Raw genomic sequence first — 16,879 nt, 5'->3', positions numbered from 1 at the left:
GATTGGTCTCTCCTTACGCCATCTACTTTCTCTTCATATCGGCATTTCCAATAGCATTTTCCTTAGTGCTCGTCTTTATGCGCTGGAATATGCTCAGTCCCATGAAATTTATCGGTTTGCAGAATTTCGTCACCCTATTCCAGGATCCCCTTTTCTGGAAAGCTCTAGCCAACACACTTATTTTCTTGGCGATACATATCCCGCTTCAGATTGTGCTTGCGTTGGTGATATCAGCCTTATTGAATAGTCCTGTACTGTTGGGAAAGGCCTTTTTCCGTGGTGCGTTCTTTCTACCAGTCGTGATTTCCGGTGTTGTGGTGACTATATTGTGGAAACAACTCTATTCGACGGAAACCGGATTGCTGAATAATCTATTGCTTTCGCTTGGGTTGGGTAAGGTTCACTGGTTGACAAGTACGAAGATCGCCATGCCTGCCATTGCTTTAATGGCAACCTGGAAGAATCTGGGACTCTACGTAGTGATACTGTTGGCGGGATTCCAGAACATACCCCGCACTTTGTATGAAGCTGCCTCAATTGATGGAGCGAGTAAAATCTCCCAATTCTTTCACATCACGCTTCCCATGATCAACCCTATCCTGACCATGGTAATTGTTCTATCCACTATTGGCGGTTTTTCTCTTTTCATTGAACCGTACATCATGACGGGGGGAGGACCACTCGACAGCACCTTGTCAGTCAATTTATATATTTACCAGCAGGCCTTCAGTTTCTATAAAATGGGGTATGCGGCCACATTGGGTTTCACGATGGCAGGCATTATTTTTATTGTTGTAGCGCTGCAACGTAAGTTTTTTGAGAAAGAGTTTTGAAAAAGAGACTGTTAATCACGTTAAGCTATCTAGTCTTGCTGTCCCTTGGCGTGACCTTTATCTATCCGTTCCTATGGATGGTTTCTGCCACCATAAAGCCTGAGACTGAAATTCAATATCTGAATCTTATCCCTTCTGAAATAAGCTTCGAAAGTTATAAGGCGGTTATTGAGAGAATTCCAATTGGCCGGGCTTTCCTGAATTCGCTATTTGTTTCTTCCTGTGTCACTGTGCTTGTATTGATCTTCAGTTCAGTCGTTGGGTATGCCTTATCCCACCTAAGATTTCGCGGCAGGGAACTGATTTTTTCAGTTATGCTTTTTACCATGATGATCCCATTTCAGGTGACGTTGATACCCATGTACGTGCTCATGGTGAACTTCGGCTGGGTTAATACCTATATGGCACTCATTTTCCCGGCTATGATCAGTGTGTTCGGGATCTTCCTTTTCCGGCAGTTCTACAAATCAATTCCTCACGATCTGATCGAAGCAGCCCGATTGGATGGATGCCATGAACTCACCATTATCTTTAAGATTATCTGGCCGAATTCCATACCGGCGTTGGTCACGGTGGGGATACTCACATTTATGAACGTCTGGAATGATGTCCTGTGGCCGATCATAGTGATCCGAAACCGGGAATTGATGACCATGCCCCAAATGGTGACCCTATTTGCTACCGGCGGTCAGGCAGAATCACAAATGGGAGCGATCCTCGCCTCTGCCACCATGTTGGCCCTTCCGGTCGTGATTTTGTATTTATTCTTCCAGCGGCATTTCATCGAAAGCATGGCAAGTACGGGTCTCAAGGGTTGACTATGATCGGTTCTGGATCCATCACAACTGCCACAGGTGTCTCTTTCCATCAAAATCAGGCTGACGACTTTACAGAAGTCAGAAAATGTGCCGTCATTAGTCAAACTCAGAGAAAATTCGGATGAAACTCACACGACTGTCCGCTGAACCGATACTGTTGCCTGTGGAGGAACATGAGTGGGAAAGAGCCGCAGTATTCAATGCGGCAGCGGTGTATCATAATGGATTATTCCATATGGTGTACCGGGCCACCGATTTAGGTGGTGACGAAAAGTATGGGAAGTACATAAATTCACTGGGTTATGCTTCCAGTACGGATCTCCTGACCTGGCATCGCTGCGACAAGCCAATATTAACCAATAGTGTACCGGGGGAAGAGCGGGGTCCTGAAGATCCCCGTGTTGTCCGGATAGAAAATCTTTTTTATATGACATATGTTGGCTATCGTGGACGTGTCCCTGATGACTATCGAATCTGTCTGGCAACGTCAAAGGACTTGATTCATTGGAATAGAAAGGGGATTCTGTTGGATGGGCCTCTTAAGAATGCCTCTCTATTCTCAGAGAGAATCGAGGGTAAGTATTGTCTGCTGTACCGGCCCCACCCTGACATTTGGATCGGATTCTCTGAAGACTTGAGAAATTGGACCGGTCACAAAAAGATTATGTCCCCATTGCCGAATACATGGAATCAAACCAGAATTGGCATCGCCGGTCCACCTGTGAAGATTGATGATGGCTGGTTCTTGATCTTTCACGGAGTGGATGAATACAATCGTTACAGTTTGGGCGCTGCCTTATTGGACTACAAAGATCCGGCCAGAGTACTGGCCCGGCAGACAGAGCCGATAATAGAACCTGAGCTAGACTGGGAAATCAACGGGAATGTCCCCGACGTTATCTTTTCCTGCGCTACCGTGTTGCAGGGCGATCGAATTTATTGCCTGTATGGCGGAGCCGATACTGTCATGGGCGTAGCGTATATTGATGTACGGGATGTAGTCTTCTAAAAACCTCCATGGCATACGTAACACTAAAGAATATCTTCAAATCTTTCGAGAAAGACAGGAATGTTATCGACGATGTTAGTCTTGATATTCACGATGGTGAGTTTCTGGTCATAGTAGGCCCTTCAGGTTGTGGGAAATCAACGTTGCTCCGAATGATTGCGGGATTGGAGGAACCCACTTCTGGCGAAATATATATCGGGAATAATCTTGTCAATCACGTTTCCCCGAAAGATCGAAATATTGCAATGGTTTTTCAGAACTATGCACTCTATCCTCATATGAATGTATTTGATAATCTTGGGTTTGCATTAAAGCTCAGAAAAACACCCAAGATAGAATTAAAGAAGCGAGTTCAAGAGGCTGCGAAGATTCTCGACATAGGGGATTTTCTAAAGAGAAAACCGAAGGAACTATCCGGCGGGCAACGCCAGAGAGTAGCGTTAGGTCGGGCAATCGTTCGAAAGCCCCAGGTATTTCTTTTTGATGAGCCACTGTCAAACCTCGATGCAAAGCTCAGGGTTCAGATGCGGGCAGAAATAAAGAGGCTCCACAAACAACTAGGCACAACAATGATCTACGTGACTCATGACCAGGTGGAAGCCATGACAATGGGAGATCGAATTGTCGTTCTGAACTACGGAATCAGTCAACAGGTGGGACCACCGCTTGACATATACCACAATCCGGTAAACATGTTTGTAGCTGGTTTCATTGGATCGCCTCCCATGAACTTTCTTTCAGGAAGATTGGAGGATGGGAAATTTCTTTGCACGGATTTCTCCGTAGATCTTGGAGGATTTGATTTGAAAGGGCTGCAAAGCGGTGATATTGTCCTGGGCATAAGACCTGAAGGTATCCATCTGGATAGTGATGGTATTGCTCTCCCGTTAGTCCTGGCTGAGCCCCTAGGTAACGAGACTATTTTACGTTTGCAGGCAGGTCATCAAACAGTGACAGCTCGGATTCCATCCTTGGACACCGCACAGTTAAAGAAATCGGTTGAAGTCCGTTTTGATTTATCCAAGGTATGCCTCTTCGATATCGGAACCGAGGAACGTCTGGTGTGATCCCGGTGCGGCTTCCCGACGAGTCGGTCGGGAGTAATAGTATCAAGTGATACCGGAGGAAGGTTGATCTTACGATTCCAAACGGGCCAATCAATTTCTCCCTGCACCATCTTTTTGTTGTATTTCCTTAACGTGACTGGAAAAATTGGGTGAACAGCTTCATGTCCTCTAATTGCTGGATATTTCTGGCATGATCAGAAACGAAAATCCTGGTTTGTTAGTATCCGATTACGACAGCGTGTCGCTTGAGGATCTGAATTCCGCTCAACTCTTGAATCGGAAAGATACGAAATTTGTTTTTAACCAGACCCAATTGCAGTCAGTTCTTGAAAAGCTGAAACCTGACTTCAGGGTTTTGGAAATTGACGGAAACCGGATCATAGGCTATGAGAACGTATACTTTGACACAGATAATTTTCTTTTCTACCGGCAGCATCATAACGGAATCCGTACCAGATATAAAGTCCGGCTGCGGAGGTACCTCGTACCTGATGTCTGCTATTTCGAGATCAAGATGAAGAATAACAAGGATAGAACAATCAAACGACGGATTGAGGTTCCCGGAATGAGTGATTCGTTCACCGAGCCTGCCAGAGAAATGATTTCGGACTTGACTGCAGTTTCACCCACCAAACTGTCCCCAAAGCTAAAGGCAAAATTCTCGCGAATCACATTGGTAGATACTGATTTTAGGGATAGGGTTACGATTGATCTCGATCTCTCAGTTGCAAACGGTTCAGCCAGGAAGCATTTCAAGAATCTTGTGATTTCCGAGGTCAAACAGAGCAGATATCGTCCCCGTTCAAAGTTTATCCGGGAAATGAGGGAAAGGAGCGTTGCTGAAATGAGAATCAGCAAGTATTGTGCGGGGATTCTGGCTACATATGACGGTGTTAAGTACAACCGGTACAAACCGAAGCTGCTAAGAATAGACAAGCTGATGTCAGAAGGTTCTTTTTCAGGGGAAGCCGATGATGGATAGCTCGGCCGTCCAGAATTTCTCCCTGTTTGACAACAAGGTCTATGATGCCCATGTGTGGGAGTTGATAATAGGTTATGGTATCAACTTCGTAGTGGCGTTTATCTTGATCAAACTTATCTATTACCGTTACTGGAAAAACGAAAACTATGCCTTCACGTATTTCATGTTCAATACGCTCATCTTCTTTGTCTGCTATTTACTAAGTAGTGTCCAATTGAGCATTGGATTTGCTTTTGGGTTGTTTGCCGTATTTACGATCCTCCGATACCGGACGGACCCTATTCCCATAAGAGAAATGACCTACCTGTTTATCGTTATTACCGTGGCGGTTATCAATGCCATAAGCGGCCCTATCGTTTCCCATTTGGAATTATTCTTCACAAATTTTGCCATTATTGCCCTGACATTCACTCTGGAATCCTATTGGCACAGGTTCTTGCTTCTTGAGAGAATTATCATCTATGAAAAGATTGAAAACATAAAGCCCGAAAACTACCGGGAATTGATGTCTGACCTGCGGGAAAGAACCGGCTTAGACATTAGGAGATTTGAAATCCTGAGGACTGATTTTCTTCGAGATGTCGCGCGAATAAAGGTCTATTACGCAGACGTCAACGAGAATGAATGATCCGTGATTAGATTTCGTCATTGTGTTAACACCTTCGTCATCAATTGCAAGGTGATAACCCTTTGCCTTTTTCTACAGCCCCTTTACGCGGTATCCCAAACGCTCGATAATCAGCTCTGGGCGAGCATTAAAGCTGAGAAGAAACTTGCGTCAAGATTCAAGTTAGAACTTGAACAGCAAATCAGACTAAAGGATAATCTCTCCACTTTCAAGAAAACATTTTCTGAAATCTCCGTACGGTATAAACTCACTAAGAATCTTTATTTTTCGGGGGATTATCGATTTATTGTCTACACGGATCAGATTGGGAGACGAATTAGTATGAACGCGACATATGAAGGCGCCATCGGATCATTTTCCCCCAGGTATCGGTTGAGATTCCAGAGAGAATCCGAGCCGGAGAAAGAGCCAGAGCAACATTTACGGAACAAATTGACCCTTCATTATCGGTTAAGCAAACGACTTTCACCCTATGTCGCAGGTGAGGTATTCCATCTCATCGAAAATCCCGCTAATCAATTCATGAAATACAGACTTACCTTAGGTATCAAGAACCGAATCGTGAAAAGCAACTCCGTCAACTTCTTCTATAGACTTCAGAAGGAGGTGAATGATCCCAAGCCGAAAACCTGGAACATATGGGGACTCAGCTACGAGGTAGACTTCTAGAGCAAATCTTGAGTTCGTTGACTTCCGAGTGCTTGAAGTATCGGAGAATGGTGATCTGTGCATAATGAGCCGGAACTTTTCGGACCATTAAGACTGATTTTCATCCACAAGGTACAAGAAGCGGGGAGACTGGATACCTCCCATTTCTTAAGGTAATTAATACCCATAAGTTGCGTGAAATGGTAATTGGGCTCGGTGTTACTAAGCATTTTTCTTAAGTAAGGGAATCAAATTGGTTTCTTGTAGATTTATCGGGCGAGAAGAGAGGGATTAAATGGTAGAGCCCGACCGCGGATTAACCTCGGATCATAATGGAACGGACCCCGCATATTGCGGGACGCTGGTCGCCAGAAGGTTATGCGTTACGACGAAATGAGGATTCCCTATCCCATGTGTAGGAACGCACTAAGATATATTACTTCCTTGACTGTTTGCGCTTTCCTGATAGGTTGCGTCGAAAATAACAAGTGGCAGCTGGAGCCCTTTGTCAAATATGAGCACAACCCTATTCTGGAACCTTTGGGCAAGACTTGGCAGGCGAAAGACATTTTCAATCCCGCCGCTTGGACGAATGGAGATACCATTTGGCTCCTCTACAGGGCAGAGGATTCCACAGGTACTGGACAATGGAACGGCACCTCTCGCATCGGGCTTGCGTACAGCAGTGACGGCCTTCATTTCGAACGAGAACCTTACCCAGTTCTGGAGCCCACCAAAACATGGGAATTTCCAGGTGGATGCGAAGACCCACGTGTCGTCAAGATAGGAGAAATCTTCTATCTCACCTATACCGCCTACGATGGAGAGACCGCCCGTCTTGCCCTGGCGAGCTCCACAGATCTTCACACCTGGGAAAAGCACGGAATAATCTTTCCAAAACGAGGTTGGACCAAGTCCGGCGCTATACTGTCTACTCCAATCGACGGGGTGTATTGGATGTATTTTGGGGACACGAACCTCTGGGCTGCGTACTCATCGGACTTGCTCACTTGGACGGTTATAGAAGAGCCAGTCTTACGTCCTCGTCCTCAACGGTTCGATAGCAGATTGGTCGAACCGGGACCGCCGCCACTTATCACAACTGGTGGCATTCTATTACTGTACAACGGCGCCAATAATGCTCGTGTTTATGCAAGTGGTCAGGTCCTTTTCGACAAACGAGATCCAACCAAAATCGTTGCACGGTCGGAGACTCCATTTTTAACTCCAAATCTCATGTTAGAACGTCAGGGACAGATACCAAACGTAGTTTTCATAGAGGGTTTGGTACGTTTTCAGGATCGATGGTTCTTGTATTATGGTATGGGAGACTCTGGAATTGGTGTGGCGTTCCACGATGCTGATTGAGAGTATGCGGAGAGCAGACTTCACAGTCGCTGACAGTTGGGATGGAGTACTTGTCGTTTGGTGTATCTCATGGTGTCTCTCATTCAGTTTGTGAGACCGAATAACCGTCCGTTTAGAGCCGCGAGCCAGCTGTTCCTTACGGGGGTTATTCTGGCACTGAAAAAGGGTTATTGAGGCTTGAAAGCTCTTATTCTTGGAACGATTTCTCGTTGTGCGTGTCAACAAGAAACAGTATAGCCTGAGCCCGGGTTGTTCCATTAAACGGTACTCTGTCTGTTCCACAGTGCCCCAGAAGAGACAATAAGGTGACAGGACCAGTGAATCTGAATATCCTGTTCACTTGTTTTTCTGGACATCCAGAATGTTTTGGTGCTAACTTTTAGGGCACAACGATGAGAAGCAGGACAGCATCAATCAAAAGACTATCCTTCGGCCTCGGAGGGGTGATTCTCCTGGGTACTGCCATGCTCTTTTCGATAAAAGTGACGAGGGCTCTGGAAGAGACCGAAATACGTTTCGTGGATCAGCGCGAATACGCCGGAATCGATTTCGAGCATTACGCTGAAAGGCCGCGGTGGTGCGAGATTGGACCGACGGTGAGGGGTGCTGCTACCAATGAAGGATTGGACCTCGTGTTCCATGAGGAAAAGGAGTTCTGGAAATCGAGAGGGAGACTCCTGTCCCTTGAGGAGTTTGCCCATGTTCACCTGATTAAGACGAACGGTTCCGGAGGCGCCTGGCTCGATTATGACCGGGATGGAGACTGGGACCTTTACCTTGTGAATTGCCAGGGGCCAGGTGACGTGACCAACGCCCTTTATGAGAACATGGGAGATGGAACTTTCTCGCGAAAGTCGTCAGACTGCGGAGTTCTCGACCCGGGGGAAGGGATGGGGGTTTCCGTTGCGGACTACGACAACGATGGTTACCCTGACCTTTTCGTGACCAACTACGGAAATTTCATTCTCTACCGGAACAACGGAGACAATTCTTTCGCCGACGTGACGGACCAGGCCTTTCCGGAAGGCGTGAAAGACCGGTGGTACGGAGGATCCTCCTGGGGCGACTACGATCGCGACGGGGATCTGGATGTCTATGTAATGGGCTATGTTGACTTCTCCAATCGACCCCTGAACACCAGCTTGCGTTTCCCCATGGACTTCGGAGGTCTGCCGAACACACTCTACCGGAGCAACGGAGACGGGACGTTTACCGATGTGACCGATAAGGCCGGTGTGGGTGACGCGGCGCGCAAGTCGATGCAGGCCGTTTTCAACGACTTCAACGATGATGGCTGGCCGGATATCTTTGTGACGAACGACACGGACGCCAACGGGCTGTACCTGAATAAAGGGGATGGGACATTCAAGAGTTTCTCGGGACCCAGCGGACTCAGTACTACGGATGGAAGTATGGGCATAGCCGTGGGCGATTTCAATGCCGATGGAAAGTATGACCTTACCTATACCAATTATGCGGCGGAGGTGAATGTCCTCGCTCAACTGGAGGACAATGAAACTTCCAACGACGGAGTCTTGAAGAATGCTATTTTCGTCCATGAATTTGACTCTCCTCTTGTCCATAAGTTGAGTTGGCCCGCGGTCAGTTGGGGAACGGGACTTTTCGATCTGGACAACGACGGAGACCTGGACCTTTTCTTCGCGAACGGGCATCTCAACGCAGTCAGCGGCGACAACCGGCAGCTGAACCTTCTTTTCGAGAATGATGGACACGGACGTTTTAATGACGTTTCGGAATCCTCCGGCGTTTGGAACACGGGAAAACGAATCCACAGGTCTGCCATTTTTGCCGATTATGACAATGACGGCAGGGTGGATATTTACATAACCAACAACGGTCAACAGATTGAGGATGGAAAGGGAAACACCATTGACGATCCAGACCGGGGTGTGGGCGTTCTGTATCACAATGAGTCAAGGACAAGGAATAACTGGCTCAAGGTGAGGCTCGAGGGAGTAAAGTCCAACCGGGATGCGTATGGTTCCAGAGTAGAAGTGACCACCGGTGATCTCGTTCAAGTTCAGCCCCTCATCTCAGGCACAGGTTACCTCTCTGCAAATGCCAAGGAACTCTATTTTGGTCTCGGTTCAAAAAGGGAGGTTGATAGGATCGAGATCATCTGGCCTAACGGTCATATTCAAGCTTTTGAAAATATCGAGCCCAATCAGACACTCTACATTGTGGAGGGAGAGGACCTCCATGATGAGAGTTTGGCTCTGACCGGAAGATAAGTCCAATTCATGATAGATTTCTCTACCCCTTTCCGGTCAGGCCCTGCGTAATCCCCCAGTATGGATAGACCGCGATAAAACATAACGGAGTGAACGAGCGACAGGAGAACGTCCAAGGAAAGGAGAAGCAATGAAGCAGGAACATGATCAGACCTTCAGGGCGAAGGAGTGGCAGCATCGGCTGCTTATTCTCGCTTCCGGACTCTTGTTTTTCGAAACATTGACGGGACTTTCCATCTATCTGCTTCCGTTCAGCATCTCAAACCAGGTGATGGTTCTTTTGCACACGGGGATAGGTCTGCTGTTCTTGATACCATTTACCTGGTATCAAATCCGCCACTGGTTGGTATACCGAACCACCAGAATGCACCACATCAAGCTCACCGGGTACTTCTCCTTAGTGGCAACCGTGGTGGCTGCCGTAAGCGGTATCGTTTTGACGTTTCAGGCTATTTTTCAGACGAAGATCGGCCACGGTTGGGACGTGGCCCACATTATTTCCACGTTTGCCCTGATTGCTTCTCTGCTGCCTCATCTGGTCGTCATCCTGGTTCGTGATTTCAGAGGACGAAAGACGGAGGCGTTGCAGCCGGTTTTGAAGGCGCAGAAGCGTTATGGTTTGAATACCCTGTTCGCTGTGGGAGTACTCTTTGCTGGGGTCATCCTTCTGGTTTATGCATATGAACCGGTGAAACTGGTCAACCGATTACCCGATGACTACAGCTTCATCTACGGTCCCGACAGGCCCTTTGCCCCAAGTCTAGCCCGAACAAGTACCGGAGATGCCTTCGACGCCCGGTCCCTGGGCGGCTCCGAAACGTGCGGAACTTCGGGATGTCACCAGGACATTGTCAAAGAGTGGCAGGTCAGTGCTCACCGTTATTCGGCAATGGATCCTGCGTTTCAAGCCGTTCAGAAGGTTATGGGTGAACAGAATGGACCCGAATCAACCCGATATTGTGGTGGATGCCACGATCCCATCTCTCTGTTTTCAGGAGCAAAGAATATCTTCACTGATGACTTGACCAACCTCGCGGGATATCAGGAGGGTGTCTCGTGCCTTGTCTGTCATGCCATCAAAGAGACAGATCTCAAAGGAAATGCGAATTACGTCATCACCCAGCCGCGACGCTACATGTTCGAATTACACGAAGGCGAAAAAGTCCGGTTTCTCAGGGATTTCTTGATTCGTGCCTACCCGAGGTATCATGTGGAAAGCTTGCAGCATCGTCTGTTTAAGAGTCCCGAGTTCTGCGCCGCCTGCCATAAGCAGTTCATCGATCAGGAGATCAACAAGGTGGGTTGGGTTCAACTTCAAAACCAATTCGATAACTGGCGAAAGAGTCGTTGGAATCATCCGGGAGATGCCACAAAGACCGTTGAATGCCGGGAATGTCATATGCGATTGGTGGAATCCAGCGATCCCGCCAGCGGAGATGCCCTGGACTACAATCGAGTTCCCGATGACAAAAAGCATCGGAGTCATCGTTTCATAGCTGCCAATCAATTTATCCCCCGGATTTTGGATCTCCCAGGTGCAGACGAGCAGATCGCTCTGACAGAAAAGTGGCTTCAAGGTGAGATCGAGATCCCCGAAATCGCGGATAAGTGGAAGAAGGGACCCGCCGTGCCACTGGAACTCGTGGTGCCGGAGAAGGTCGAACCTGGTGAAACAGTCAAGATTCAAGCCGTGATCACCAACAACAAGGTCGGTCATGATTTCCCTACCGGTCCCATGGATATTATTCAAGCCTGGGTTGAAGTTACCGTGACGGACCAGGACGGCAACGAGGTTTTTTCTAGCGGCCGCAGGGATGACCGGAATTTTATTGAGCCTGGGTCTTTCGTCTTCAAAGCGGAGTCCGTTGATGAGTACGGCAATCTGATTGACCGGCACAATTTGTGGGAGATGGTGGGTGTGCGATACCGCCGCGTCCTGTTCCCGGGCTTTTCTGACAAAGCCGAATTCTCCTTCCTCTGTCCCGGCAGCGTTTCGACGGAGGGAAAACAGCCTCTCACAGATGAAGAATTTCAGTTTCAGGTGCCCGCCGATCACGTCGGAGAGTTGCAGGTGACAGCGAAACTGATGTACCGGAAGATCAACCAGTTCCTCCTTAACTTCCTTCTTGGGGAGGAGTCCGGGGTTACCGCTCCCATTTCCGTAATTTCCGAGGATACCAAGCGAATTCAAGTCGGATCGATGACGACCTTGCAGGCTAATGCCGGCTAGCCTGTCCCGCCGAAGACGCCTCATCGTCACGACCGCAATCAGTATAGTTCTTTTCATAGCCGGCGTAAGCGCTGCGCTCTGGCTGCTTTCCAAACCCGAACCACCCTACCGGCCGGGAGAGAAAATTGAAGGAGTGACGGCCGACCTTACTCGATCCTTACCGAAGAACTATCCCCAGGTTAGATTCGTGGATGCTTCCCTGGAAGCAGGCATTTCATTTCACCATTTCTCCGGAAAACGGTCAACTCAGCTTCCCGAAGACATGGGATCGGGGGCCGCCTGGGGTGATTATGATAATGACGGCTGGCTGGATCTCTTTGTAGTCAATGAGGTAGGCCCGCTCTCTATGACAGCAGAGGAGATCGAATCATCTCCGTCCCATTGCGCACTGTATCATAACAGGGGGGATGGCACATTTGAAGAGGTGAGTTCCAAGGCTGGTGTGGACTTCCGGGGTTGGGGTATGGCGGCTGCTTGGGGAGACTACGACAACGACGGTTTGCCCGATTTGTTCATTTCCTGCTATGGACAAAACTCGCTCTACCGCAACAACGGAGACGGTACGTTCACGGATAGAACCAGGCGAGCGGGGGTTGGTGGGCGGAAAGGGTTCTGGTCAGGTGCCTCCTGGGCAGATTTCAACCGTGATGGATCTCTCGACCTTTACGTTTGCGGATATGTACAATATTCCTATCAGGACATCCGGGAATTGTCCATGCAATACGATGTGGAAGTTCCCACAAGCCTCAATCCTTCTTCCTTCACGCCGGAACGGAACCTGCTCTATAAGAACAATGGAGATGGTACGTTCACGGAGATGGCGGCGGGTGGGGGAGTTGATAACCCGGAAGGTCGCAGCCTCTCGGCGGCATGGTGCGATTTCGATGAAGATGGCTGGCCTGACCTGTACGTGGCGAACGACGTATCCGATAACGTTCTGTACCGGAATCTGGGCAATGAGAAGTTTGAAGAAATAAGCCATGCCTCCTGGGTAGCAGACTACCGGGGAGCCATGGGATTGGCGGTAGGCGATTGGGATGGGGATCTGGACATGGACATTTTCGTCACTCACTGGATGGCCCAGGAAAATGCTCTGTTCAGTAACGTAGGTTCCCAATTCGCTGCAGCATCTCAATCCTCCTCGACCAACATCAAATTCATGGACGAGGCAGACCGCTATGGTTTGGGACAGATCGCCCTTGATTACATCGGCTGGGGAACGTCTTTTTTCGATTACAACAATGACAGCAGACCGGATCTGTTCATTTCAAACGGGAGCACATTTCGGCAGAGGGAAAAACCGTGGCTTCTCGTGCCTATGCCGAACAAGCTCTTTTGGAATCGAGGAGCCAGTGAAGGGTTTTACGACGTCTCGACCGTGAGTGGCGACATCTTCCAGAATGAATATGTGGGCCGTGGTGCAGCTTTCGGTGATTATGACAATGACGGGGACGTGGACATTTTCGTGGTGAACAACAACGGACCGGGGATCCTTCTAAGAAATGAGGGCGGAAATCGAAACAATTGGTTAAAGGTGAGCCTGGAAGGGAGGCAAAGCAATCGTTCAGCGATCGGTGCCAAGCTGCGTCTGGTTGCCGACGGCACGTACCAAATCTGCCAGGTGGGGGCTCAGAGCTCTTACTGTTCGCAAAACAGTCTGGTCGAACATTTTGGCCTGGGATCCAGCTCCAGAGTGGACACGCTGGAGATTAATTGGCCCGGCGGGACCCGACAACTCTTTCACAATGTTGAAGCCAACCAGACAGTGCGAATCCTGGAGGGGGAGGCCACTTATGAGAGAATGTAAAGTCTCATGAGAAGAGGAATTCCTCTTGGTGTATTTGCTGGCGTGTTCACTCTCCTCGTGGTCATTACTTTTCTCAATAAGCCAGGACCTCAGCGGACCACGCAAAAGGAAGATGATCAAGAATGGACCGCCGAAAAAGAGAAGATCCGGAGTTTTTGGGAGATCTATCGAAAAGCTACAGAAAACCGAATTTCGGGAAAGCCGGGAGAAGCAGCCGGGGAGTACCAGCGGGCTCTCGCACTTAACGACAAACATGAAGACGCTCTCTACTATCTGGGAAACATGCACATGGAACTGGGGGAATACGAAAATGCAAAGGAAGCGTGGAAACGGCTGGTGCAGGTGAATCCCACCAGCACCCGGGCACATTTACAGTTAGGGAACCTTTACCTTCGTTTCGAACAGAACGAGATCTTCAACATCGAAAAGGCCGAATCCGAGTTCCAAAAGGTCCTCAGGATTAATAAAGAAGAAACCGGTCCGCTGATTCGCCTGGGGCAGGTTTTACTGATTCGGGGTGACCTTTCTGAGGCTCAGTTCTATTTTGATGCTGTAACTGCCTCAAACTATCAAAGTGCGGAAGCCTATTTTCTCAACGGTTACGTTGCCTGGAGAAAAGGAGACTCCAAGAAGGCGTTGGATCTCCTTCAGAAGGCGGTGAAATATTCACATCCTCCTGAACCGGTAGAAGGGACTTCGGGCGAGGGTGATACCCGGACCGGGAAACCTCTTGGAGTGTTGGAACGCTCCGCGGGGCAGTCTCTCTTTTATGGCCAAACACGCGAATTGTCACGTTTGGTTGAAATAAGTGTTCCGCAGGAAGTCGAAGACAGGTATCGAAAACTTGAGGAGTTTCTTAGTCAGATCAGAAAAAAGATTCGTTCGCAGCCTCAATAATTCTTACCATTATGTAGTGCCTCGTATCACTAATTCGCTTCTATTTGATAATGTCATTGTAAGTTCTCGCGAAGCACTACACTAGCATCGTATATGATTTCTTAACCAGCAAATGAATCCAGAATGAAGAATTGAATGAATCATATGGAGAATTATCCAAAGGACCCTGCGGGGAGAGATGTTCCGAAGGAACTCCTTTGGAGGAGAACTGGAGAAATGATACGTGCCTGTCCTCCGTATAAGTAAGACTGCCAACTGTTGGAGCGCAGCGGAAATCCCGCCAAGCGGGGCTAACCGCCTACTGCCAATCGGAGCGTAGCGCCTGCCAGCCCCGCTCCGGGAGGGGCAGGCTGGGAGATCCCGAGCCGTCGGGACAGGTGACTCGGTACGAGGTTAGTATTTTGAAGTGCATAATCTCAGGAACTTGGACAACTGTTATCCCTGGGAGTCGCAGGAAATGTTGATCCAAAGAATGGAATTGCTTATTCTTGGCCTTACAATAATGCTTGCTTATGATCTTGAAGTTTCAGATCTCAGAAAAGGGAAGGGGACACTCCAATGAAAAACACGAAACAGACTTTGAACGCTCATGGGAACAAGATCTCTCGTCGCGACTTTTTGACACGTACCGCGGCGGCAACAGCGGCCTTCACAATTGTTCCTCGACATGTGTTGGGAGGAATCGGCCGTGTCGCCCCCAGTGAGAAAGTCAACCTGGCCATAATCGGCACCGGCGGCCAGGGTACGTTTGATATGAGCCAATTCCTTCAGATTCCCGACGTTCAGGTTGTTGCCGTTTGCGATGTCTACAAAGAATGTGATTACAGCGAGTATTACTTCGGTGGGATAAAGGGGTGGGAGCCGGCCAGACAACAGGTCAACCAGTACTACGCCGAACAAACCGGGAATGAGTCATATTCCGGTTGCGCTGCCTATACTGATTTTTACGAAATGCTGGAAGAGGAGAAAGACATCGACGCCGTCTGTGTTGCCACAACCGACAACGTCCATGCTGTCGCTTCCATGGCAGCGATTAAGAAACGCAAGCATGTCTACTGTGAAAAGCCGTTGACTCACGACATCTATGAAGCCCGGATGCTCACCAAGGCTGCCAAGAAACGCAAAGTAGCCACCCAAATGGGTAACCAGGGTCATGCGGGTGAGGGCAATCGACTCATTGCAGAGTGGATTGCCGATGGAGCCATTGGTGATGTAAGAGAAGCTCATGTGTGGACCAACAGACCCTGGGGTTACTGGCCACAGGGTGTTGATCGGCCGAAGTCGGTACCTTCAGTTCCGCCCACGCTGGACTGGGATCGGTGGCTTGGACCGGCGCCATGGCGTCATTATCATCCCGCTTACCTTCCCTTCAATTGGCGCGGGTGGTGGGATTTCGGAACCGGAGCCCTGGGTGACATGGGCTGCCATCTCATCGACACTCCGGTCTGGGCGCTCAAATTAGGTCATCCGACGAGCGTGCAGGGCAGCGCCACTCCCACCAATGACGAAACGGGGCCCATCGGGTCCATCGTTCATTATGATTTTCCTGCCAGGGATGATATGCCTCCAGTGCACATGGTCTGGTATGAAGGCGGATTGACACCGCCGAGACCGAAAGCACTGGAAGAAGGTCGTCGCATGGGCAATGGGAGTGGTGTGTTATTGGTAGGCGACAAGGGCACACTCATGTGCAACGACTATGGGGATAGTCCCAGAATGATACCCGAGACCGCTATGCAGGCTTACACACAGCCGCCGAAGACAATCCGCCGGTCCCCGGGGATTCACCAGGAGTGGATTGATGCGTGCAAGGGGGGAGAACCGGCGAGTTCCAATTTTGACGTTTCGGGTCCAATGACTGAGATTGTTCTGTTGGGCAACCTTGCCGTACGTAATGCGGGGAAGATATTGGAGTGGGATGGAAAGAAAATGAAAGTAACGAATCTGGAAGAGGCGAACAAATATGTTCGTCGTGAATACCGCGAGGGATGGTCATTGTAGGTCCCCGGGTCCTCCGATCACCTGCCTTATCGATCTACCCTGATCGACTGACCAGGCAAATGGCTGTATTTTCCCAGATCATGTTGTCGACTAAATTCATCCGAAGTATCCGGTATTTTCATGTTGTTCATGCCAACATAGGGGTCCGGATATACACTGTTGCGCACGAGCGCCGTCAAAACGGTTGAAGGAATACTTAACGGGTACCAATTGACGGGCTTGAACCCCGACGAAGAAATCTCCCCGACATCCTCTTCTACAAGATAGGACGATTGCAGAAACCAGTTTTCCTTTAGAAAATTTTTTTCTGCGCCAATGGACACACTGAAGATGCTGCAG

14 protein-coding genes are annotated in these 16,879 nt (G+C 48.9%); 13 read left to right on the top strand and 1 reads right to left on the bottom strand.

Annotated features, from left to right (window positions below):
- The 13 genes from V3U24_06520 to V3U24_06460 all read left to right on the top strand — a co-directional run.
- The coding region (locus tag V3U24_06520) for a sugar ABC transporter permease (GenBank protein MEE9167096.1) at nucleotides 1–833 on the top strand (833 nt) is incomplete at its 5' end.
- On the top strand, nucleotides 830–1,651 hold the full coding sequence (locus V3U24_06515; GenBank protein ID MEE9167095.1) for a carbohydrate ABC transporter permease: 822 nt from the start codon (nucleotides 830–832) through the stop codon (nucleotides 1,649–1,651). The genes V3U24_06520 and V3U24_06515, both read left to right, overlap by 4 nt.
- A 121-nt stretch (nucleotides 1,652–1,772) precedes the next feature.
- Nucleotides 1,773–2,660 carry a glycosidase gene (locus tag V3U24_06510; protein ID MEE9167094.1) on the top strand — a complete coding sequence of 296 codons (888 nt, stop codon included), beginning with the start codon at nucleotides 1,773–1,775 and terminating at the stop codon, nucleotides 2,658–2,660.
- A gap of 8 nt (nucleotides 2,661–2,668) precedes the next feature.
- On the top strand, nucleotides 2,669–3,727 hold the full coding sequence (gene ugpC / locus V3U24_06505; protein MEE9167093.1) for a sn-glycerol-3-phosphate ABC transporter ATP-binding protein UgpC: 1,059 nt from the start codon (nucleotides 2,669–2,671) through the stop codon (nucleotides 3,725–3,727).
- A 190-nt stretch (nucleotides 3,728–3,917) separates the two neighbouring features.
- The gene (locus V3U24_06500) at nucleotides 3,918–4,709 is read left to right on the top strand and encodes a polyphosphate polymerase domain-containing protein (GenBank protein ID MEE9167092.1); all 792 of its coding nucleotides are present in this window, start codon (nucleotides 3,918–3,920) and stop codon (nucleotides 4,707–4,709) included.
- The gene (locus tag V3U24_06495; protein MEE9167091.1) at nucleotides 4,699–5,337 is read left to right on the top strand and encodes a DUF4956 domain-containing protein; all 639 of its coding nucleotides are present in this window, start codon (nucleotides 4,699–4,701) and stop codon (nucleotides 5,335–5,337) included. The genes V3U24_06500 and V3U24_06495 overlap by 11 nt, the downstream gene beginning before the upstream one ends.
- Before the next feature lie 3 nt (nucleotides 5,338–5,340).
- Nucleotides 5,341–6,006: a DUF2490 domain-containing protein gene (locus tag V3U24_06490; GenBank protein ID MEE9167090.1), complete on the top strand. Its 666-nt coding sequence runs from the start codon at nucleotides 5,341–5,343 to the stop codon at nucleotides 6,004–6,006.
- Nucleotides 6,007–6,363: 357 nt separating this feature from the next.
- Nucleotides 6,364–7,353, top strand: a complete 990-nt coding sequence (locus tag V3U24_06485) for a glycoside hydrolase family 130 protein (GenBank protein MEE9167089.1) — start codon at nucleotides 6,364–6,366, stop codon at nucleotides 7,351–7,353.
- Nucleotides 7,354–7,745: 392 nt separating this feature from the next.
- Complete coding sequence (locus tag V3U24_06480) at nucleotides 7,746–9,605, top strand: CRTAC1 family protein (protein MEE9167088.1); 1,860 nt, start codon at nucleotides 7,746–7,748, stop codon at nucleotides 9,603–9,605.
- A gap of 130 nt (nucleotides 9,606–9,735) precedes the next feature.
- On the top strand, nucleotides 9,736–11,835 hold the full coding sequence (locus V3U24_06475; protein MEE9167087.1) for a multiheme c-type cytochrome: 2,100 nt from the start codon (nucleotides 9,736–9,738) through the stop codon (nucleotides 11,833–11,835).
- Entirely contained in the window at nucleotides 11,825–13,642 is a 1,818-nt protein-coding gene (locus V3U24_06470; protein ID MEE9167086.1) for a CRTAC1 family protein, read from the top strand. Before V3U24_06475 ends, V3U24_06470 begins: the two co-directional genes overlap by 11 nt.
- Before the next feature lie 6 nt (nucleotides 13,643–13,648).
- The gene (locus V3U24_06465) at nucleotides 13,649–14,539 is read left to right on the top strand and encodes a tetratricopeptide repeat protein (GenBank protein ID MEE9167085.1); all 891 of its coding nucleotides are present in this window, start codon (nucleotides 13,649–13,651) and stop codon (nucleotides 14,537–14,539) included.
- A 558-nt stretch (nucleotides 14,540–15,097) separates the two neighbouring features.
- Nucleotides 15,098–16,540 carry a Gfo/Idh/MocA family oxidoreductase gene (locus tag V3U24_06460; protein ID MEE9167084.1) on the top strand — a complete coding sequence of 481 codons (1,443 nt, stop codon included), beginning with the start codon at nucleotides 15,098–15,100 and terminating at the stop codon, nucleotides 16,538–16,540.
- 26 nt (nucleotides 16,541–16,566) lie between these two features.
- Here the strand turns inward: V3U24_06460 and V3U24_06455 are convergent.
- On the bottom strand, nucleotides 16,567–16,879 hold a 313-nt coding region (locus V3U24_06455; GenBank protein ID MEE9167083.1), incomplete at its 5' end, for a hypothetical protein.

It is taken from the genome of Candidatus Neomarinimicrobiota bacterium (assembly GCA_036476315.1).
Classification (GTDB): Bacteria; Fidelibacterota; Marinisomatia; order Marinisomatales; family S15-B10; genus JAZGBI01.
This window is presented reverse-complemented; position numbering and strand designations above follow the sequence as displayed.

Excerpts from the sequence above, each read along its gene's own strand:
- V3U24_06510 (MEE9167094.1), top strand. The coding sequence starts at position 1,773 with ATGAAACTCACACGACTGTCCGCTGAACCGATACTGTTGCCTGTGGAG.
- ugpC (MEE9167093.1), top strand. The coding sequence starts at position 2,669 with ATGGCATACGTAACACTAAAGAATATCTTCAAATCTTTCGAGAAAGAC.
- V3U24_06500 (MEE9167092.1), top strand. The coding sequence starts at position 3,918 with ATGATCAGAAACGAAAATCCTGGTTTGTTAGTATCCGATTACGACAGC.
- V3U24_06495 (MEE9167091.1), top strand. The coding sequence starts at position 4,699 with ATGATGGATAGCTCGGCCGTCCAGAATTTCTCCCTGTTTGACAACAAG.
- V3U24_06485 (MEE9167089.1), top strand. The coding sequence starts at position 6,364 with ATGCGTTACGACGAAATGAGGATTCCCTATCCCATGTGTAGGAACGCA.
- V3U24_06480 (MEE9167088.1), top strand. The coding sequence starts at position 7,746 with ATGAGAAGCAGGACAGCATCAATCAAAAGACTATCCTTCGGCCTCGGA.
- V3U24_06475 (MEE9167087.1), top strand. The coding sequence starts at position 9,736 with ATGAAGCAGGAACATGATCAGACCTTCAGGGCGAAGGAGTGGCAGCAT.
- V3U24_06470 (MEE9167086.1), top strand. The coding sequence starts at position 11,825 with ATGCCGGCTAGCCTGTCCCGCCGAAGACGCCTCATCGTCACGACCGCA.
- V3U24_06465 (MEE9167085.1), top strand. The coding sequence starts at position 13,649 with ATGAGAAGAGGAATTCCTCTTGGTGTATTTGCTGGCGTGTTCACTCTC.
- V3U24_06460 (MEE9167084.1), top strand. The coding sequence starts at position 15,098 with ATGAAAAACACGAAACAGACTTTGAACGCTCATGGGAACAAGATCTCT.